Annotated in this window: 25 protein-coding genes; 3 read left to right on the top strand and 22 right to left on the bottom strand. The window is 67.7% G+C overall.

Annotated elements, in window-relative coordinates; all coding sequences use genetic code 11:
• From HMPREF0731_RS12940 to HMPREF0731_RS12930, 3 genes are all read right to left on the bottom strand, one after another.
• A partial coding sequence (locus tag HMPREF0731_RS12940; RefSeq protein ID WP_007004599.1) for a phage head morphogenesis protein occupies positions 1-795 on the bottom strand: 795 nt, incomplete at its 3' end.
• A gap of 1 nt (position 796) precedes the next feature.
• Positions 797-1,033, bottom strand: a complete 237-nt coding sequence (locus HMPREF0731_RS12935; protein WP_007004598.1) for a hypothetical protein — start codon at positions 1,031-1,033, stop codon at positions 797-799.
• Positions 1,030-2,673 carry a DUF935 domain-containing protein gene (locus HMPREF0731_RS12930; RefSeq protein ID WP_007004597.1) on the bottom strand — a complete coding sequence of 548 codons (1,644 nt, stop codon included), beginning with the start codon at positions 2,671-2,673 and terminating at the stop codon, positions 1,030-1,032. Before HMPREF0731_RS12930 ends, HMPREF0731_RS12935 begins: the two co-directional genes overlap by 4 nt.
• Positions 2,674-2,747: 74 nt before the next feature.
• Between HMPREF0731_RS12930 and HMPREF0731_RS12925 the strand changes: the two genes are divergently transcribed.
• A complete protein-coding gene (locus tag HMPREF0731_RS12925) occupies positions 2,748-3,551 on the top strand; it encodes a hypothetical protein (protein ID WP_007004596.1) in 804 nt (267 codons plus the stop codon).
• On the opposite strand, the gene HMPREF0731_RS12920 is transcribed toward HMPREF0731_RS12925, so the two are convergent.
• From HMPREF0731_RS12920 to HMPREF0731_RS23710, 19 genes are all read right to left on the bottom strand, one after another.
• Positions 3,548-5,164, bottom strand: coding sequence for a hypothetical protein (locus HMPREF0731_RS12920; protein WP_007004595.1), 1,617 nt, complete (start codon positions 5,162-5,164; stop codon positions 3,548-3,550). The two genes, HMPREF0731_RS12925 and HMPREF0731_RS12920, sit on opposite strands and share 4 nt — an antisense overlap.
• Entirely contained in the window at positions 5,161-5,760 is a 600-nt protein-coding gene (locus HMPREF0731_RS24345; RefSeq protein WP_007004594.1) for a phage protein Gp27 family protein, read from the bottom strand. The genes HMPREF0731_RS12920 and HMPREF0731_RS24345 overlap by 4 nt, the downstream gene beginning before the upstream one ends.
• 2 nt (positions 5,761-5,762) lie before the next feature.
• The gene (locus HMPREF0731_RS24340; RefSeq protein ID WP_007004593.1) at positions 5,763-6,065 is read right to left on the bottom strand and encodes a VpaChn25_0724 family phage protein; all 303 of its coding nucleotides are present in this window, start codon (positions 6,063-6,065) and stop codon (positions 5,763-5,765) included.
• On the bottom strand, positions 6,062-6,424 hold the full coding sequence (locus tag HMPREF0731_RS12905) for a DUF2730 family protein (protein WP_007004592.1): 363 nt from the start codon (positions 6,422-6,424) through the stop codon (positions 6,062-6,064). The genes HMPREF0731_RS24340 and HMPREF0731_RS12905 overlap by 4 nt, the downstream gene beginning before the upstream one ends.
• Positions 6,421-6,618 (bottom strand): TraR/DksA C4-type zinc finger protein, encoded by a 198-nt coding sequence (locus HMPREF0731_RS12900; RefSeq protein ID WP_007004591.1) that lies wholly within the window; start codon positions 6,616-6,618, stop codon positions 6,421-6,423. Before HMPREF0731_RS12900 ends, HMPREF0731_RS12905 begins: the two co-directional genes overlap by 4 nt.
• Position 6,619: 1 nt before the next feature.
• On the bottom strand, positions 6,620-7,051 hold the full coding sequence (locus HMPREF0731_RS12895) for a hypothetical protein (protein WP_007004590.1): 432 nt from the start codon (positions 7,049-7,051) through the stop codon (positions 6,620-6,622).
• An 8-nt stretch (positions 7,052-7,059) separates the two neighbouring features.
• Positions 7,060-7,599: a glycoside hydrolase family 108 protein gene (locus tag HMPREF0731_RS12890; RefSeq protein ID WP_007004589.1), complete on the bottom strand. Its 540-nt coding sequence runs from the start codon at positions 7,597-7,599 to the stop codon at positions 7,060-7,062.
• 75 nt (positions 7,600-7,674) lie between these two features.
• On the bottom strand, positions 7,675-8,043 hold the full coding sequence (locus tag HMPREF0731_RS12885; RefSeq protein ID WP_007004588.1) for a hypothetical protein: 369 nt from the start codon (positions 8,041-8,043) through the stop codon (positions 7,675-7,677).
• Between the two features lie 2 nt (positions 8,044-8,045).
• Positions 8,046-8,357: a hypothetical protein gene (locus HMPREF0731_RS12880; protein WP_007004587.1), complete on the bottom strand. Its 312-nt coding sequence runs from the start codon at positions 8,355-8,357 to the stop codon at positions 8,046-8,048.
• Positions 8,357-8,608, bottom strand: coding sequence for a hypothetical protein (locus HMPREF0731_RS12875; protein WP_157136100.1), 252 nt, complete (start codon positions 8,606-8,608; stop codon positions 8,357-8,359). The genes HMPREF0731_RS12880 and HMPREF0731_RS12875 overlap by 1 nt, the downstream gene beginning before the upstream one ends.
• A gap of 4 nt (positions 8,609-8,612) precedes the next feature.
• A complete protein-coding gene (locus HMPREF0731_RS12870; protein ID WP_157136099.1) occupies positions 8,613-9,113 on the bottom strand; it encodes a regulatory protein GemA in 501 nt (166 codons plus the stop codon).
• A 1-nt stretch (position 9,114) separates the two neighbouring features.
• Complete coding sequence (locus HMPREF0731_RS24335; RefSeq protein ID WP_157136098.1) at positions 9,115-9,675, bottom strand: hypothetical protein; 561 nt, start codon at positions 9,673-9,675, stop codon at positions 9,115-9,117.
• A 9-nt stretch (positions 9,676-9,684) separates the two neighbouring features.
• The gene (locus tag HMPREF0731_RS12860) at positions 9,685-10,305 is read right to left on the bottom strand and encodes a DUF3164 family protein (protein ID WP_007004583.1); all 621 of its coding nucleotides are present in this window, start codon (positions 10,303-10,305) and stop codon (positions 9,685-9,687) included.
• 87 nt (positions 10,306-10,392) lie between these two features.
• Positions 10,393-11,370, bottom strand: coding sequence for an AAA family ATPase (locus HMPREF0731_RS12855; RefSeq protein ID WP_007004582.1), 978 nt, complete (start codon positions 11,368-11,370; stop codon positions 10,393-10,395).
• Between the two features lie 43 nt (positions 11,371-11,413).
• Complete coding sequence (locus tag HMPREF0731_RS12850; protein ID WP_007004581.1) at positions 11,414-13,393, bottom strand: transposase domain-containing protein; 1,980 nt, start codon at positions 13,391-13,393, stop codon at positions 11,414-11,416.
• A complete protein-coding gene (locus HMPREF0731_RS12845) occupies positions 13,393-13,836 on the bottom strand; it encodes a DNA transposition protein (RefSeq protein WP_245538325.1) in 444 nt (147 codons plus the stop codon). Before HMPREF0731_RS12845 ends, HMPREF0731_RS12850 begins: the two co-directional genes overlap by 1 nt.
• Before the next feature lie 63 nt (positions 13,837-13,899).
• Positions 13,900-14,460, bottom strand: coding sequence for a hypothetical protein (locus HMPREF0731_RS12840; RefSeq protein ID WP_007004579.1), 561 nt, complete (start codon positions 14,458-14,460; stop codon positions 13,900-13,902).
• 40 nt (positions 14,461-14,500) lie between these two features.
• Entirely contained in the window at positions 14,501-15,322 is an 822-nt protein-coding gene (locus HMPREF0731_RS12835) for a ParB N-terminal domain-containing protein (protein ID WP_007004578.1), read from the bottom strand.
• The gene (locus tag HMPREF0731_RS23710; protein WP_083854511.1) at positions 15,319-15,621 is read right to left on the bottom strand and encodes a helix-turn-helix domain-containing protein; all 303 of its coding nucleotides are present in this window, start codon (positions 15,619-15,621) and stop codon (positions 15,319-15,321) included. The genes HMPREF0731_RS12835 and HMPREF0731_RS23710 overlap by 4 nt, the downstream gene beginning before the upstream one ends.
• A gap of 139 nt (positions 15,622-15,760) precedes the next feature.
• On the opposite strand from HMPREF0731_RS23710, the gene HMPREF0731_RS23705 reads away from it, so the two are divergent.
• Both HMPREF0731_RS23705 and HMPREF0731_RS25470 read left to right on the top strand, forming a co-directional pair.
• Positions 15,761-16,561, top strand: coding sequence for an XRE family transcriptional regulator (locus tag HMPREF0731_RS23705; protein ID WP_007004576.1), 801 nt, complete (start codon positions 15,761-15,763; stop codon positions 16,559-16,561).
• Positions 16,562-17,416: 855 nt separating this feature from the next.
• On the top strand, positions 17,417-18,188 hold a 772-nt coding region (locus HMPREF0731_RS25470; protein ID WP_040613127.1), incomplete at its 3' end, for a hypothetical protein.

Raw genomic sequence — 18,188 nt, 5'->3', positions numbered from 1 at the left:
AGCGGGCGCTGAGGGCGCGCTGCGGGGCGCCTTGGCCGGGAGCGGCGGCAGCGGAGGCACGGGCCCCACCGCCCGCCAGCGGGCATCCACGGGCACCTCCGGGCTGCCACCACGCCAGGCGGCGCCCGGGTTGTAGTCCCAGCCGGGGTCCACGCCCTCGGGCACCTGCGACACGGCGCCTGTCCGGGGATTGCGCCACGGGCGCATGACGATGTCCGGGGAGCGGTCAGGGCCATCCTTGCCCATCCGCGCCAGGTTGCGGGCGGAGAGCGGCCGGACATAGCAGCCGCAGCCCCAGCCATTCGGCGGATAGTGGGTCGTCCAGAACGGGTCATCCGCGGCGAGGGTCAGGCCGTTCCATGCCAGGTGCTGCTTCCGGGGGTGCGCGGCGCCGCTGTGGACGTATTGCCAGTACGGGAACACCGCCAGCACGTCCGGGTCGGTTTCCTGCGCATAGCGGCCGGCGGCGTAGGCGGTGGACAGGTTGGTCTCGTAGATCACGCGGGCCCGCCAGCCGGGCGTTCCATTGTGGGTCCAGCCGTGCCGCTCCACGATGGCGTCGAAGCGCTTCCGGAACTCCGCGAAGGGCAGTTCTCCGGCCACCGCCTTGGCGATCTCCGCCTGGAAGTCGCCCACCAGCGCGTCGCTGGCGGCGCCGGCCACCATGAAGGCGCGGGTGTGCGCGTCACGCCAGACATCCGACCAGCTCTCGGTCGTCACCCCCACTTTGCCCGCGAAGAAGGAGATGGCTTCGCGGAAGGGCAGCCCCGCGGCGGTGGTGGTGGTGACGGCCATGTCAGCCTTCGCCGGCGGCGGCGCGGCGCTGGCGCTCCCATTCCAGCAGCTGGCGGCGCTGCGTCAGGGCCTCACGCCAGGCGCGCGGGGTCAGGGCCACATGCCGGCCCAGCTGGGCTTCCAGGCAGGCCGGGACCAGCAGCCGCCCGCTCGTCTCCCAGGCACGGAAGGAGGCGGCGATCTCGGCCAGGTCGGCGGTGATCTGCTCCGCCGTCAGCGGGGAAAGGTCCGGCGTCATGGCGCGCGCCCCGCGCCGCCCGGCGCCAGGCCCAGCTCATCCAGCACCGCGGCCTGGCCGGTCAGGTGGGCGACGGCGAAGGCCCGCGTCATCGCCAGCGCCATCTCCCGCGGCTCCAGCTGTAGCGCCGCCAGCCGCGCCTGCAGCTCGGCATAGCTCTCCGCCGATTGCAGCACCTCGCGGATCTGGTCGGTCAGGCCAGCCAGCGCGCCCTGCGCATCCAGCGCCAGGCGGTCGGTGAGCTGGCCCACCAGGTCCGGGTCCGGCTGCGTGACGTGCCGGGACACCAGGTGGCGCGCCAGACGCGGCAGCTCGGCCGGGGGCTGCTGCGGCGGCGGCAGGGCGAGCGGAGGACGGTGGGGCTCACCCGGGCCACTGCCCAGCACCTCCACATCCGGATTCGGCGTCCCGTCGGCCAGCTTGCCCGGCTCGGACAGGCCCAGCCGGTCGCGCAGCTCGCTCGCCTCCACGCGGAGGCCGAGCGGCACCAGCTTGTGCACGGCGTCCACCACGACGGACAGCGGCACCTCGTCCGGCCGGCCGATGCGGATTTGCGGATAGGCGTCCTGCGGCCCGAAGTTGAAGGCCACCAGGCTCTGCACCAGCTGCCGGCTCACCGACACCGACACCAGCCGCGCGTCGGAGCGCTCGATGTCCTCCTGCACCAGCCGGTGTTCGCGCCCCACCGCGTGCCCGCCGCTGATGGCGTCGGTGGTGGCGGTCTGGCCCAGCACCGCCTTGCTGATCAGCCGTTCCAGATACTCGCAGCGCTGCTGGTACAGCTCGCCATTCGCCTTCAGGTCGCCGGTCTGGACGAACTCGATGTCCATGCTGCGGGGGATGATGGCCGCGCAGTCGCCGGCGATGTTGGCGACCGCCGACCACAGGACATCCCGGTCTTCCTGGCTGGCCTCCGGGCCATAGCGGCCGATCCGCACCGGCTGGCCATAGCTCTGCACGAACATGGCCCAGTCGCGCGCCGTGTACGCCTTCAGCATCCAGGCCCAGCTTGCCAGCCGGGCCAGGCCGGAGCGCATCACCAGGCCGGATTTCGACGGGTGCCGGTGCACCAGGAACTTGTGCGGCGCCAGCGGCTGCAGCGTCGCGCTCTCGCGCAGCAGGATGGTGTCCCCGTCCTCCCGGCTCGCCTCGAACCAGCGCGGCAGGCGGTAGATCAGCCGCCCCGGCCTGATCCATCCGCCATCCGTGGCCCATTCGATTTCCGTGACGCTGAAGCCCTTGCCCACCGCGTCCAGGATGTCGAACAGGGCCATCTCCAGCACGCCAGTATCCACCCAGCGCTGCACCAGATCCTTGTGCTGCTGGTGCCGCTGGTCGTCGCTGACGGCCACCACGGCGATGGGCAGCTGGGCCACGGCCCGCTTCCGGGTGCCGAGCACGCCGGCATAATGCAGGTCGCGTTCCTCGATGTCCTCGGCCAGTTCCAGATAGCGCAGGCTGTCGCCCTCGGCCGCGGCGCGGTGGATGTCCGCCAGGCGCGTCGGCGTCATGCCCTCGGCCGGATAGCCGGAGATGACCGGACGCACCCCGGCGAGGGTCGGCGCCGCGGCCGGCTCGCGCAGGCGGCGGATGTCGGATGCGGAGATGGTCCGCCCGAACTGATCCAAGATCGAGGCCATCAGGATGCCTTGGAGAGAAGGAGGTGGCGGGGCATTCTTCCGAGCTTCAAACGAGTCTGGAGACGCCGCGACCCATGGCTAGTGAAAGGGCCTCCGTTAGAGGAAGCATTGGTCAGATTTTCGGTGGGCTGCGCAGGTTTGCGTATGAGCAGCCTCTGCAACGGCTCATTCCACGACTGGTCATCCTGATCCTCGGCGTTGCCTTCTTGGGCGCGACCTTGACCAGCACTGAGGGTCTTCAAGCCCTGGTGCCGCTCGTGGCTACCGACCAGCCGCTCACTCGATCCGACCTTGCGGCATGGGCGAGCGCGCTTGGAACATTCTTTGCTGCCGTCGTGGCGCTGGGCCTGGGCTGGCGCGCTGAGCGGACGACGCTGACGCTGGAAAGGAAGCGGGAAGAAGAACGGGAGAGGGAGCGGCAGGAGCGTGCTCATGTTCTGGCGGCTGCGCTCATTCCTGCATTGAGCATGATTGGCGGGACTGCTCAGGAAGCTGAGAGCAGCTTGGCCAAGATGTACAGCAGGCGCTTTAACCGATACGTGGTGCCTCACCGCAGCCCACCGCCCTCTATCCGCGGCTTGGATGTTGTTAGGGATCGCCTCCCTGATGTCCACAACATCAAGAATCTGGGGGTAGACGTGGCTGACCTCTACGCATCCTGCATGGCGCTGAACATAGCAATGAGCACTATCGAGGACGGATTGGACAACAAGACGGTCGAAGCGATTCGAGGTCACCTGTCGGCCGTCATGAGGCATAGTAAATCTCTCACAGACGCCTTGCTGCGCCTGCAAGAGGGGATGGAAGATACCATTGATTATGTAGCAGTTCGGCGAGAAAGCATGCTCTTTGGGGACCACCGGCCAGAACATCCCTAAATTGCTCCTCGGAAATCGCGGCCAATGGCGCGCCGTTCGTCATCCCGGCGGCTGCCGCGCCAGGGGTCAGGGATCTTCGGCCGCGCCGCCTGGTAGCCGTATTGGTGCACCTCGCCGGCCGTGGCGTAGTGCGCCAGCAGCGACGCAATCATGCTGTCGCCATGGCGGTCCTCGCCGTCCGAGCCCTTGACGTGCAGGTCCGAGACGCCCGGCAAACCGTTCTTCAGGATCGCCAGCCGATGGTCGGCCAGCACATCCTCTCCCGCCGGCAGAATCCACGACAGGTCTTCCAGGGCGGCGCGGTATTCGGGGAAGGCTGCGGCGTACCAGGCCACGGTCGCCTTCACGCATAGGATCAGCTCGGTGCCCCATTTCTGCTGGGCTGCCTCGGCGTGGGACTGGCCATTGCCGCGGGCATCCAGGGCGGCGCGGAGGAAGCGCGGCAGCGCATCCAGGATTTCCATGAGCACCCATTGCTGCACATCGAAGGGGATGCGCCGCAGCTCCAGCTGGAAGGATGTCCGCCAGCTTCCCGGCTGGTCGGTCTCCTGCGCCACCACGATGACGCTCAGGTCACCATCGCGGGCGAAGTCCTGGCCCAGCGCGGTGCGGCGGCGCCGGTCGAGGCGGTCGAGATGCGGGCGCACCTCCTCCCGGAACCACCGGCGCGCCTCCGCCATGCGGCCATCGTCGAGATACCAGCTTTCGCCCTTGCTCCAGCGGAGGATGGGGATGCCGGCGGACTGCGCGCGCTGCACCAGGCTGCGCGGCAGATAGGCGCCGGAGGACTTCCGGGGGATCGCCTCCAGCTCCTCATCCCGCGCCTCGTGGCGGGGGCCGTAGGCGCGCAGGATCTTGCTCATCCACTGCGCCTTGCCTTCCCGCGTCGGCGTCCAGCCGCGCATCAGGCACACGCGCTCATAGAGGCCATTCTTGACCGCGAGGGAGAACGGGATGCGGTGGATGCTGTAGTCGTACAGCCCGGCCCGCGTGTCCTTGATCAGCTGGTTGAACGGGCTGTCCTCCCCATTGTGGGAGGAGATGATGCGAATGCGGCCGCCCCAGATGATCAGCGCGTTGACCGCATCCAGCACGGCGGCGACATCGGCATGGAAGGCCGCTTCGTCGATGACCACGACGCCCTGCAGGCCGCGGATGTTGGCGGGCCGCGAGCTGAGCGCTGCCACCTGGAAGCCGGAGGCGAAGCGGACCCGATAGGCGGCGATGAACTTGCTGGGCTTGCCGTCCTCCGGCTTGTCCTCGAACAGCCATTCCTCGATGTGGGCCAGCTCGCCCTGCACCACGCGCGCGAAGTGGGCGACGTAGCGCAGGAACTCCAGGCCCTTGTCCTTCGTGTCGCCGACATAGAACACATTGTCCCCGCCGGCCTCGCGGCTGCTGGCGGCGATGATCGTGCCATCCAGGGCCTCGGCATAGGTGATGCCGGTGCGGCGCCCCTTCTCCGCCAGCTTCAGGTCGGCGCTGTCCTCCAGCCAGGCGCGCTGGTGCGCCATCAGGATGCCCTCGGCCAGCGGGTCGTGGCCTTCGGGCAGGACCAGCGGCGGCAGGGCATCGGCGATGGCGCGCAGCGCCTCGGGCAGCACCTCGGTCATGCCGTGGGCGCCTTCGCGCGCAGGCCCAGGACACTGCGGCGTAGCGCGCTGGCCGCCTCGGCCGAGAGGCCGGCCTGGCGGGCGCCGCGCTCGGCCTCCGCGGCGGCCTGGTCCAGGGCGGCCTTGCGGGCCCGGTCCGCGGCGCGCTGCTCTGCCCGGGCCACAAACTCCAGATTGTGCCGGGACGCCTTGGTCAGGCGCTCCACGGCCTCGCTGAATTTGGTCAGGTTTTTCGGGTCGCGCAGCAGCAGTTTGGCGGCGTCACCTTCCTCCCCATCGACGTCGGCGGATGAGAGAAAGTCGTAAATCCAGGACTGCAGCAGCTCCACATTCACGCTGGTGAGCTGGCTCTCCGGCGTCTCGGCCAGCTTGCTTTTCAGCCCCTCGGTGATCATCCGCGTGCGGCGCAGCCGTTCGCCGGCCGCGTCCAGCCGCTGGACATACCGCCCCATGGCGCTGCGGCTGACGGTGCGCACGTCCATCAGGCGCAGATGGCCCATGATTTCGTCGATGGTCCGGCCGCTCTCGCGGAGGCGCGAGATTTCCTCGCGCACCGCCGGCGGCAGCCGGGCCACAGTGCTGGGGCGGCGGGACATGGTCAGCGTGCCGGAGCGCGGGCGATGCCAGGATGCCGGCGGCCCCGAGCCACATCCTCGCCGCTGCTCAGCAGCTCGGCGATCTGCAGCGGCCCGGTGGGCAGGTCCCGGGTCTCGATCCGCACCAGCTGGTGTTCCCGCAGGAAAGCGAGGTCGGCGCGGATCATCTCGCGGCTGACGGTATGGCCCAGGTCGCCCAGCATGGAGCGCAGCACCATCTCGTTCACCCGACGATCCGGGCTTTCGTTCAGCGACAGCAGGATGGCGATGCGGCGATCCTCGGCAAGCACCTGCTCGAAGCTCATGCCAGGTCCTTTCCCTTGGGCAGGTGATGCTGGACCAGCATGTCCAGGTGACGCTCCACACGGGCCATGGCGGAGGTGATGCCGCGCACATCGGCCGCCACCACGTCCACCTGCCGCTCCACCTGGCCGACCCGGCCGGCGAGGTGCCGGAAATCGTCGTGGCTGGGCACGGCGGCCAGGCGGTTCTCCACGGCGTCGAGCCGCGCGCCGAGCGCGGCGATGTCGGCCTTGTCGGCCTTGGTCACGAAATCGCCCTGCAGCTTCCAGCGCAGTAGGGCGTAGATCATGCCGCCGACAGCAGTGATGACGCCGCAGAAGGCCGCCACCTCCGGCCAGGTGGTCGGCAGGGGCGGGATCATCGGCGCAGCCTTTCCAGCGCGGTCTGGCACTCGACGCAGAGGCGGGCGCCGATGGCGGCGCGCCGCGCGGCGGGGATTTCCTCCCCGCAGCGCTCGCAATGCGTGGCCCCTTCCTTGGCGGGGACGGCGCGGCGGGCCAGGGCGGCCGCCCGCGCCTGCTCATCGGCGCGCTGGGCGTGGTCGGCAAAGTCCATGTCAGCCGGCCCGCGGCGTCAGGGCCGGCGCTGCGGGGCCGGCGGCCAGGTCGTCGTCCAGCGTGCCGATCACCTGGCCCACCACCGGCCCGATCCCCTTGCCACCGGTGATGCGGTCGGACACCTGGCGGTCCAGGATGCCGGCCAGCTTCTCCGGCGTCGCCTTCGTCGCGGCCGCGCTGGTGTCGAACTCCTGCAGGGTCTGCTTCACGGCGGCGGCGATGAGCGCGCGCCGCACCGCCATGGCATCGGCGCCGGGCGGGAGCTTCAGCAGCTGCTCATGGATCTCCGCGGCCGAGCGGCCGAGATAGCCGACGATGCGGCCCAGGTAGTCGTTGTGGTTCGCGACGCTGTTGCGCCGCAGCTGCGAGATGGCGGCCGGGATCAGCGTGGCGGCCAGGATCAGCAGCTGGATGATGTCATAGAGCGGCATTGCGCTTCCTATCGGGTGGAGAGGGCGGCAGCCTGGAACGGCAGGGACGCCAGGCGCCGCGCCCATCCGAGGCCGAAGGTGGGCCAGGTGCTGAGCCGGGCCATGAAGTCGATCCGGCGCGCATGGATTTCGCTGGCCAGGGCCACGTCCTGCTCCGGCGCCCCGTTCCCCAGCTTGCGGCGCGTCGCCGCCCGCGTGGCGGTGCCCAGCAAGCCGTCGGCGGTGCTGCCCACCGCGAGCTGCAGGAAGCGGACGGCACGCGACACGCCGTTGTTCACGGCGGAATCGAACAGCACGAGCGCGGTGGCCGGGGGAAAGTCATCGGCGCCGAGGGGCTGCCAGTACATGGCGCGGTAGATCGCGCGCGCCTGGTCGAGCGTCAGGGAGGCGATGTCGAGCGTGGGGAAGGCTGCGGCGCTGATGCCATACCGCGTCCCGCGCAGCTGGCCGGAACCGACCTTGCCGCCCGTCCAGTTGCCGGGATCGCTGGCCACCATGGACAGCCCGCCCTCGTGGCCGATCAGGACCTCAAACGCCGCCTCGAACACGAAAAAGCCCCCCGGAGTGATCCCCGGGAGGCTAGCTGCTCACCATGTTGCGATATGCCCTTGCGCGCGCAGGGTTCAGAAGAAGGGAAGGCTCTGCTGCTGGTCGGCGGCCTCATTGCGGAGTGCCCGCCAGACGCCGTTCTCCGTCATGCCGAGCTTGCTGGCAATAGAGGCCAGCGTTTCGCCACGGGCGCGATACAGCCGCATGCGCCAGTGCCGCGCCAGCGGCACCTGCAGGTGATAGGGATGCAGCTCCACCAGTTGCTGTGCCATGTCGCGACCCAGCACCACAACGATGGGGGTGGTATCGGACAAGTGCATGGGGATGTAGATGCGCCGGCCACCCAGCGCCTCGATCAGCTGCAGGGTGCCGCTTTCGCCGATGCGCTGCACGATGTGCGCCAGCTCCGCCGGGGGCCGCACGCCACTGCTGATCACGCCCATGGTCAGCCCTCCACCAGCGACAGCACGACCAAGGGCGGCACAATGCCCGTGCAGGAATGCGTGTCGGTGAGGTCGCATTCCGCCCGACGTGACCAATGGAGCTGCACCGTCACCTCTCCCGAGCGACGCTGGTAGGGATGGACGCAGCGCAGGAGGGTAAAGCCCAGCTTGGTGAGGCTTGTGTTCAGCTCTGAGGCCCCCTCAATGAACGGGAGAAAAGGCTCGGCCGGCATGGGCGGCAGCCGGCGCCCATGCCGGGGTTTGCTGCTGAGGCGATAGCGCAGCAGGGAGGCGCCGCGGAGCTGCTTGCGCATCACCGCACCTCCAGCTGATCCGGCGCCACGGGAGGGCGCGCCTCCAGCAGCGCCAGTGCCCTCGCGCTGGACAGCACCGCCCAGCTGCCCTGCGGCTGCTGAGCGGCGCAGGCCGGAAAACCCGCCTGGCGGAGGGCCGCGGCCGCGGCGTGGCGCTGTATCTGCCCCACGCGCGTGTCGGCGGGCAGCAGCTTGGCACCGTCGCCCAGGAACGCCTGCAGGATCGCCAGGGCGACGGCCTCGCCCAGCATGAGACTAGGCGCCGGCATGGGGCTGCTCCTTCCGCTGGATACGAGCGCGCCACGCCTTCAACCCTTCCAGCACCTTCGTGGCATCCGGCACGGTCAGGAATTCGGGCGCGTCGATGCCCTCGGGATGGGCCTCGCTTTTGGTCTGGCGGCGCACGAAGGCGCGCAGCGCGGCGTCTCCCGGCTCGGCCAGATGCGGGCTCAGCTCGCCCCAAACCCCGTAGATCATCCGCACGATGGCCTGCTGGGAGAGAGGCCGGCGGGTGGCCCGCCAGCCGAGCCTGCGGAACTCCGCCAGCAGTCGGTCCAGCTCGGCCGGGCTGCAGGCGCGCAGGCTGCGCTTGCCCGTCAGGCGCTCCAGGATGTCGCGCCAGCCGTCTTCGGCCAGGCCCAGCTGGGCAACCGCCACATGCACCTTGCTCATCATGGCGCCGCGATGCTGGTTCGGTGCCGCGCCGTTCGTCTTTACGGCGACGTGGCCGGGAGAGCGCAGTCCCGTCGCGTCCATGTCAGCCTCCAGCACCGAAGTTGGGCAGGGCACGGCCTTCGGCCCGACGCTGCGCCGCCGGGTCAGGGATGCGGCTGGAGATGCCGACATAGCTGGCAGGCGACGCAGGGCGCGCCTGCGGCGACACGGCCGGAACTGCGGCGCTTTCCTCACTGGCCAGGCGCCAGCTCCAGGGAAGCTCCACCTCGATCCAGTCGGGATGATGCTCGAAGGCGGCAACGACCGTCGTACGCTTGCCGGGCTCCACAGTCTCGGGGAGCGGGACGGACAGCATGGCCATCCTACCCGCAGCTTGTGGCCCTACCTTGCGCAGGGTGTAGGTGTTGCCGGGCTCGATCCGGAGCCAGCCGGAATGCTCGCCGTGGCCGACATGAACATCGACACCGCGGCCGGCAGTCCACCAGTCCAGCCCGCCCTCGATCGCATGGGGCCGGACACGGATGATGAGGCGATCCCGACCCGTCGCCCCCTTGGCCGCGGCCGAGATGACGACAGCGGCGGTCCGCACCGGCGGTGACGGCGGAGCCTTCCTCGCGGGAGGCAGCAAAGGCGTCCAGCTCATGGCGGCCTCCTAGACCTTGGCGATGTCGAGCAGGACGGGCTCATAGGTCGCTTTGGCGCCATGCCCGGAAACGCGGCGGTAGAAGCGCATATACGGCTTCGTCACCTGGCGGCTGATGGACGCCTGGATCGCTTCCATCGCGGTCTTCCAGTCGGGATCGTCGATGGCCAGCTTGAGCAGCGACAGGATGCGGTCGGCATTCAGCCGGCCCTTCTCCACCTGGAAGGCGTCCATCACCAGCGCGCGGATGTTGTCGTTCGCGCCTTCGGCCCAGCGCAGCAGGCACTGGTCGATCTTCTCTTTGGCCACCTGCAGCTCCGGCCCGAAGGTGATCATCTTGCCCACCTGGATCACGATGCGCAGGCTGCCATCGTAGCTGGCAAGGGTCACATTGCCCTGCACCCCTCCCTGCGTCACGCCGTACTGCTGCCGCAGCAGGTTCAGGTAGCTCTCGATCTCCGCGAAGGCGGCAGCCTTCACCTCGGAGATTTGCGCGTTCAGCTCCACCGCCTGGACATGCAGCTTCCGGACAAGCTCGTCCTGCAGCAGGTCCTCCGGCTTCACCAGGTTGCGCGGCACCAGACGGCCCATGCTATCGGCCATCATGTCGCCGCTCGTCATCTCGTTCATGTCCGACCTCTCAGAGGGTGCTGAACGGGCGCTAAGGCCCGGCAGCAGGGAGAAATGAGGCGGGCAGGGCGCCCTGCCCGCCAGGCATTACGCAGCGTCGCGGACGCTGGACTCGGACAGGCGCGACCAGGCCCAGTCCAGCATCGGCGCGCTGATCTCGGTCAGGCCGTCACCGGATGCGCGGATGTGCGCGAGCTTCAGGGTCTTCACGACATTCCGCAGCGCGCCGGGCCGCTTGCCGATGACGTGCAGCACGCGGCGGGACTGCTGATCCTCGACCTTCCAGGCATTCAGCACGGCATCGATATCGCCGGGCGTCGGCCGCACCTTGCGGATGCGCATGCCCAGCCGGGAGTAGATTTGCGCGTAGTCCACCGAGCGGCTTCCGCCTTCGAGGCGCGAATAAACCTTCTCGTTTCCAGCGAAGGCCACGCCCACCTTCGTCTGGTCGTGGATGCTACGGATCTGGTCGAGGGCCTGGCTGGTCAGGTGATTGGCTTCGTCGATCAGGATCAGGCCACCCGTGCCGTGGAGGGCCTTCATCACCGCCTTCTCCACCTTCTGGGCCGAATAGCGTTCGTCGATGCCAAGGGTGTCGCGCAACTCGTCGAGGACCAGGCGCGGCGTCGTCATCGCCGGCGAGGCCGTCAGCATGAACACGTTCGGCGTCCGCTTCCGGTACTCCTCCAGGGCGTAGGTCTTGCCGACACCCGGCGAGCCCGCGATCAGCGTCATGTCCGGCATGATCTTGGCGTGCGTCAGCGCCGAGAAATATTCCTCCGCGCTCGGCGTCATCACGAAGCCGGGGTCCTTCGGCAGCACCATGCGCGCCGCTTCTTGCGTATGGCGCGACTTCATCCACCGCTCGACATTGGTCGCCACACGGTCATTGCGGCCGGCATACTGGCCCTTCAGCCAAGGCCCCAGCGTGCCAGCGGGGATGCTGCTGGCGCGAGCCGCGTCCTGCAGCGACATGTTCTCGGAGACCAGGAGGGAGTTCGCCTCCGCCCGGATTTCGGCCTGCCCCTCGGGCGTGGAAGCCCTTTCGCTGATGTGTTCGCTCATGATATCGAATCCTTGTTGTCTGCTGCTGATGCTTTGCGGGCCGTCAGCCAGCGGAATCTTCGTCGGGAACAAGGTGCAGGGGGCTCCGCAGCCGGGCCTCCTGCATCTCCATCGCTCGCTGATAGGCGAGCATGTCGGCGGAGCGCTCCTCCTCCACGATCCTTGCCTTCGCCGGAGCGGCGATGGCCGTGTTGCCGGCGACCATGCGGACCACCTTGGGCTCCGGCATCGGTGCGGGCGCGGGGACTTCCGGCAGCATGGCGGCGATCTGCTGGATCGACAGCGATAGCTCTGCCTCCAGCATCGCCTTCTGGGCCTGCATCCAGGACTTGCGCTTGCGGGCATGGGCGCGGGCATCGTCCACATTCGCGAAGCCAGCGTCGTGCACGCAGGGCGCAGCGCCCAGATACACGCCGTCCAGGCGGTAGACGTGCGCATCGTCCTGCAGGAAAGCCGGGTCGAACCGCACCACCACCTTCTCGCCGCGATGGGCGGTGAGGAACTCGGCCCAGAAGCGATTGCCTTCGAGCGAGATGGTGCCGTCCGTGCGGTTCACCGTGATGGCTTCCGCCGCCAGCAGCCACAGCCGGCGCAGCTCGGCGGGCGCCTTGCGCGGCATGGCCGCCGCGTAGCCCTTCGCGAACACAGCGTCGAAGCTCTCGCCGCGGCAATTGCCACCGGTGCGGCCCGGCCTGGCATTGTGTTCCGCGATCCCGGCATCCAGCACCTGCATGAAGGTGTCGAAGGGAACCGCGGCGCTGCGGTAGTTTTCCGGCTTCGCCATGGGGTTGTTGCCGGTGTAGGCGCCAGCGAAGGCCGGATGCTTGGCAAGGCCGCCCGCGAAATCCCGAAACGCCCGCTCGATGGGCTTGGACTGGCCGGAGTAGGGCATGGTCCAGTGCACCTGCACGCCCATCTGCGTCATGATACCGTCAGGCTCGTCATCCCGGACCTTGAACCGGAACCGGGTCGGCGTGCCGCCGGTTAGCCACTTCGATGCGAAGTTCCGGCCGTTGTCGAGCCAGCAATGGTCGGGAATGCCGTAGGTCTCCACCAGGTCACCGAAGGCCAGCCGCACGCATTCCTTGTTTTCGGTCCGGTCAACCCGGCGGCTGAGAATCTTGCCGGAATACAGGTCCTGGAAGGCGACCATCACCGGCCGCCCGATGTGGCCGTCCGGCCAGCGCACGAAGACATCCCATTTGTGGCCATCGGCGTTCACCGCCTCCAGCGCGGTGAAGGCGCTGCGGTCGCGGCGCTGCGCCGGATACAGGCGCTTGAGCGCTTCTTGCCCCTCACGAGCCAGGACGCGCAGCGCGGGCGACAGCGCCATGATCCGGCGCGTCATCGTCCTCTCGCTGGGCACCGTCCATCCGCGCGCCGCTGCCACCTCGGTGAGGCGGCGGTAGCAGTCGCTGATGTTCGGCTGCTCCACGCGCAGGTAGTCGGTCTTGAAGAACTCCCAGGCTTCTTCACTGCAGGCGCTGCGGTTGCTGGTGCTGCCGACATGCCGCCCGGCCAGATAGGCCGGCCAGTCGCACCGCGGCGTACCCTCCACCCGGCGCTCCCAGTTGTAGAGGGTCGAAAGCTGCACATCGAACTGCGCGGCGAGCAGCTGCATGATCGGCACCTTCCGGTTGCCGGCCTGCACCAGGTCGCGCACGCAGCCCAGGATGCGGGCCTGCTCGTAGGCTTTCGCCTTGCGGGCCTCCGGCAGCTTCTCGAACCAGGCCCAGATGGAATCGCGGTTCAGCGCTTCGATGCGAGGCGCCGCTTCGTCCACCGCGTCCTGCCTCTGCTGGCTGACCACCAGCTGCAGCTGCGCGGATAGGGGAAGCATCGAGAAATGATATTCCGTCCCGCCGCCACGGCCGTCGCGGTTGCGCCAGTCAACGCCTTCGCGCTTCGCCTTCTTCCAGCCATGCCGTTCCGCATGTTCGAGGACTTTGCCCTTCGACGTGGGTAAACCCGGCAGCGCCATGGCGGCGATCTCAGCCGCGGAGAACCATTCGCGGGCGAGCATCAGAGCAGTCCCTCCGCCTTGGCCTGGCGACGCTCCGCCTCGATCTCGCGGGTCATGTCGTCACGCCGGTCCTGCAGCGCGCCCAGCTTGATCAGGCGCAGATACTTTCGGTCGATTACCGCCCATCCAAACATCTCGGCGATCATCTCCAGCAGTCGGCGGTCCTTGGTCGCGTGGATCAGAGCGATGAACCGTACGACATTGATGATGTGATCCTCGCGCGCCTGGCTGGCGTAGGCGTCGAGCATGTTCTTGCTCACCTCGGCGCCCAGGAAATCGCTCATGGCGCGCGCAATGTCCTCGCGGCTGAGGCCCTGCTCAGCCGCTTCCTTGAGGCTCACGGAGACGCCCCGGCACACCTTCCCGGCGATGGAAGCCGCCCGCACCTGGTCCTCGTCGAAGCGCGTCACCGGCTCCGGCGGGGTCCAGTCCAGCAGGTCCATCTGGGCGGTGTTGATGGGGCGCCTGGCCATGGCGTCAGGCTCGCAGCCTGGAGGGGGCTTGCCTCACAGCCCGCCCCCGACCGTCACCAGGCCGAACGCCCAGAGGATGGCGACGGCGCAGATGCCCGCGCCGCAGCCCACCGTGAAGTCCAGGGCGAAGCGTCCGAGGCCGCGCACCGCCGGCGCCTCCCGGCGCTCCGGCCACTCGCCCTTCGGCGGCGGCGGCATGGCCACGCCGCGCTCATGCACCACCGGCGTCGTCGGCGCCGGGGCGATGATCTCCGCCGGCCATTGCCGCCGGATCGGGCCACGATGGCGCGGTGTGGCGTCCCGCTGGGCGTTCCAGTTGGCAGGCTCGTCCGGCCGCATCTCGGGCGTGCCGAGCGGCATCCAGAACAGCAGCCCGGCTTCGCTGCTGGCCATGCGCAGCGTGCCGGCCTCAACCATGCGGCCCAGCATGCCGCCGATGTTCCGGGCGCTGATGCTCTCCGCCTCCAGCAGGGCGCCGAGGCCGTCGCGGGTCAGGCCCGCCGGAGCGGCACGGCGCAGGTGGTACCGGATGCGGGATTCGGTCCGCCGCAGCTCCGCGGTGGAGGCGGGCGGGATCGGAGAGACGTCTTTCATGTACGCGGCTCCCAGAACGAATGGAGTGATGGGGGTGCGATCACGCCTCACCGGCGTCTCGCCTCTGGCGCTTGCGCTGCTCCGCCTGGATCGCCTTGAAGGCGACTTCCTGGGCGGCCGGGCTGGCCTTGCGCCATGCGGTCAGGATGCGGTTGGCGGCCACCGTGTCGGGGGACAGCCCTTCCTCGTCCTTGACGCCACGAACCTCGCGCAGGGCCGAAGCCACGTCGCCAAAGGGCTCGCGCTCGCGGAACATCAGCGCCACGACCTTGCGCTGCTCGGCGGGGTTTGCCTTGATCAGGGCATCCAGCTGGGCACCGTGATCGGCCAGCCAGGTGCCCGCGATCTTGGTGCGGACATCGGGCGCCAGCTTGGTGAAGCGCTGCAGCGTCCGCTGCACCGACCGCTCCGAGATGCGCAGCTTTTCGGCGGCCAGCGCGGTGAAGCTCTGCAAGTCGCCAAATTTGGCGGCTTGGTCCGAGACACGGTCACCACCGTGCTTCTGGACCTTGGCCAGCTGCTCCTCCAGCTCCTTCCGGCGATGGAAGAAGGCGCCACGATCCAGCTCCGACAGGTCCCGCCGGAACAGGTTCTCGTCGATCTCGCGCAGTTCCGCCTCGAAGTCGTCGCAATCGACGACGCTGGCGGTGATCGTCTCCGCCTGCAGCAGCTGCGCCGCACGGTAGCGATGGCCGCCAGAGACCAGGATGAAACCACCCTCGCCATTCTGCCGGACCTCAACCGGGGTCATCTGCCCCCGCGCCTTGATGCTCTGCGCGATCAGGGCGGCGTAATCTTCATCGATCGCGCGCAAGCGATCGCCCACCTCGATCTGTGCGAGGGGGACCTCCTGGATGTTCATGCGACAGCCTGTTTTTGAGAGTGCCGGGCCTTTGCCCGGCCGTTAGCGTTCCGCTCATCGCCATGGAGGCGAAGCGGAGCGCCGAAATTGTCGTACCGAGATGGCCAGAGGTCCTGGGGCCGCACGTTCAGATGCGCGGCGATGATGGCCTCGACCGCAGGCCACTGCCGGATCAGGCAGATTCCAACCGCAGCGCGCGAATATCCGTGGATCAGACCCAGCTGTTCACAGCTGATTCCTGTCTTTCGGATCGCCGCTTTGATATCTTCGCGGTCGGGATGTGCGCCGAATTTGGCCATGCCTGCCTGTTTGGGAAAAGCCGGTGTGCAAGACCGGCTTTCCTTTCCAATTTTGGGTTAGTGAACACGAACAATCTGCCCAGTTCTAAGCCAACAGGCAAGCGCAAAACTGCGGAACAGATTGGAATGAGGGCCGAAAATGCCTAAAACTGAGCAAGCCGTTGATTTAATTAAGGGAAAAGCCCACGGCGGCGCTCAGCTCTCCGAGGGCACAGATCCGGCTGAAAACCGTTCCCTGCAGGGCATCATCGAGCGCCTAAAGGCCGCCATTGAAGCCAGCGGCCTGAAAGCTCCCGAAGTTGCTGAAAAGGCCGGTATTCCGCTCAAGACCCTTGCCAATTACATGCGCGGCGGGGGGATGAAGGTGCTTGGCGCCGTGCGCTTGGCCCAAGCCTGCGGCGTTTCTGTGGAATGGCTCCTTACCGGAGTGGGACCTGGGATCGGAACTCCGACAGGGGCCACATCTGAGCCATGCCAGATTTCTAAGCATCACCCCAAAAATGAGCATGATTTCCCTGATCTAATCCGCCTACCTCGATACGACGTGCGCGCTGCTGCTGGCGATGGCGCGGAGGTGGTCTCCGAGCATGTGGCGGAGTTCATTGCCTTCAGCGAATCGTGGATCAAGCAGACACTGCGGAGAAAGCCCGATGGCCTCGCCATCATCGAAGCTGTGGGCAACAGCATGTCGCCTACTATCAATGACGGAGATACCCTCATAATCGACACTAAAGTTGTCGAGGCAAATTCCGATGGAATTTATGTGCTTTCTGTGCGCAATGGCTTGATGGTAAAAAGAATACAACTTCAGATAGATGGGGATATTTTAGTAATAAGCGACAATCCTTCATTTGAGCCGAAGCGCATTCAGGCAAGCGATTTCGACGCGATGCGGATTGTTGGACAAGTCCTATGGGCCGGCGGAAGCCTCGGCCGCTAACCGCTGCTTGGCACTGAGGAAGGTCTTACATGACAGGCAAAACATCCTGGCTGCTTGCCATATCTCTTTTACTGATAGGCCATGCCGCAGACGCAAAGGCTGTAAATTCAGCAATTGAAGAAGAAGACAAGGCATATCTCTTGCTCTGCGCAGACCCTAGCCCGGCTGAAAATCGCTTTTGCGAATACAATCAGAAAAATTTTCTTTCAGCTTATATGCAGGCTCGCGCAGGAATTTATCAGGGACAGAGGAATGTTGCCTACATGCTTGGCACTCGGACGCCTGGTGTATCGCTGAATCCGATCCAGTCGTGTGCTTGGCGGATGGTGATCATCTCTGCGGGTCACCCGCAGGTTGATTCCAGCGACACCGGCAACCTCAATTTCGCCTGTGGGCGTCTCAACGAGACGGAAGCTGGGGCGGCTCGTCGTCGAGCTGCTGCCATCTCAAGGGAGATCGCCTCTGCCCCGCCCCGCCTCCCTCAGGCGGCGCCTAGCAGCGTCCCGAGAGGCCGATTGGATGGCACAGCTTCTCCCCTCGTGCCTTAGTGCCTCCTCTAAGGACTGCTAAGGACCCTCTAAGAAGACCGAAGGGAGGCGTCTGAGGGGGTGCATGGGATTTCTGAAATTGGGTGTCGCGGCCTGCAGGCGAGGTCCATTTTCCAAAAATGAACTGCCCCGGGTGCCGCGGCACCAGACGGCCCATCAAGGCGCTGTTTCTATTGCTTCATCCCGCATCATCCCGGGCGATCCCAGTTGGTCCCGCCATTCCAAATCTCAGTGTCCAGGTTCACCGGCCGAGCCTGAGACGGCGACGCAGCTGGTCCGCCTCCTGCTCGGCCTGAACCGCCCGGCCATGGCGGAGCTGGTGCTGGACCGCGCGCTGGTGAGCGCGCCGGGCTCGCACCTCCTGCTGTCGCTGCTGGCACGGCTGCGGGCGCAGCAGGGCCGCCAGGAGGAGGCGCTGACCCTGGTGCGGGCGGCGCTGCAGGCCAAGCCCGGCCATGCGGAGGCGGAGGCGCTGCACGCCACCCTGCTGCAGGCGCGGGGGGACCATGCCGGCAGCCTCGGCGTCGCCACCCGTGGGCGCGGCCTGGCGCAGCGCGCGGCCGGCGGCAAGATCGATGCGCGGCTGGCGCGCCTCGCCTTCCCGCAGGGCTGGTTCCACTGGTCGCTGCAGGCCTTCGCGGGGCAGCCCAATGCCGAGTTCACCGGCCGCCTGCAGCGCGCCATCGCCCTCCAGGGCGGCAGCCTGCCGGCGGCCGAGCGCAGCTTCGCGGTGCTGTACCTGCCGCCCCAGAAGCGCGATGCCAGCTGCCGCGAGGATTTCCTGGCCTATGGCCCGGATTGCAGCCTGGTGGCGCGGATGGAGGACAATTACCTGGGCGGCGCCCCCAGCATCGGCACCTGGACCCTGTTCCTGCGCGAGGACCGGGCGCTGGCGCCCGCGGTGCTGGCCGAGCTGCTGCAGGCGCGCAGCCCCGCCGTGGACGTGATCCGCATCCTCGGCCCCGTGACGGGGGGGGAGGGCGAGCCACGCCGCCTGGCCGGGCTGCTGCTGCGCTCCTGCCATATCGAGCATCTCGGCCGCCTCTCGCTGGAGGAGGCGGATGCCTTCCTCTCCGGCG

This window comes from Pseudoroseomonas cervicalis ATCC 49957 (assembly GCF_000164635.1).
GTDB lineage: Bacteria > Pseudomonadota > Alphaproteobacteria > Acetobacterales > Acetobacteraceae > Pseudoroseomonas > Pseudoroseomonas cervicalis.
Note: the sequence above shows the minus strand (reverse complement) of the source record. Positions and strands in the feature narration are given on the sequence as shown.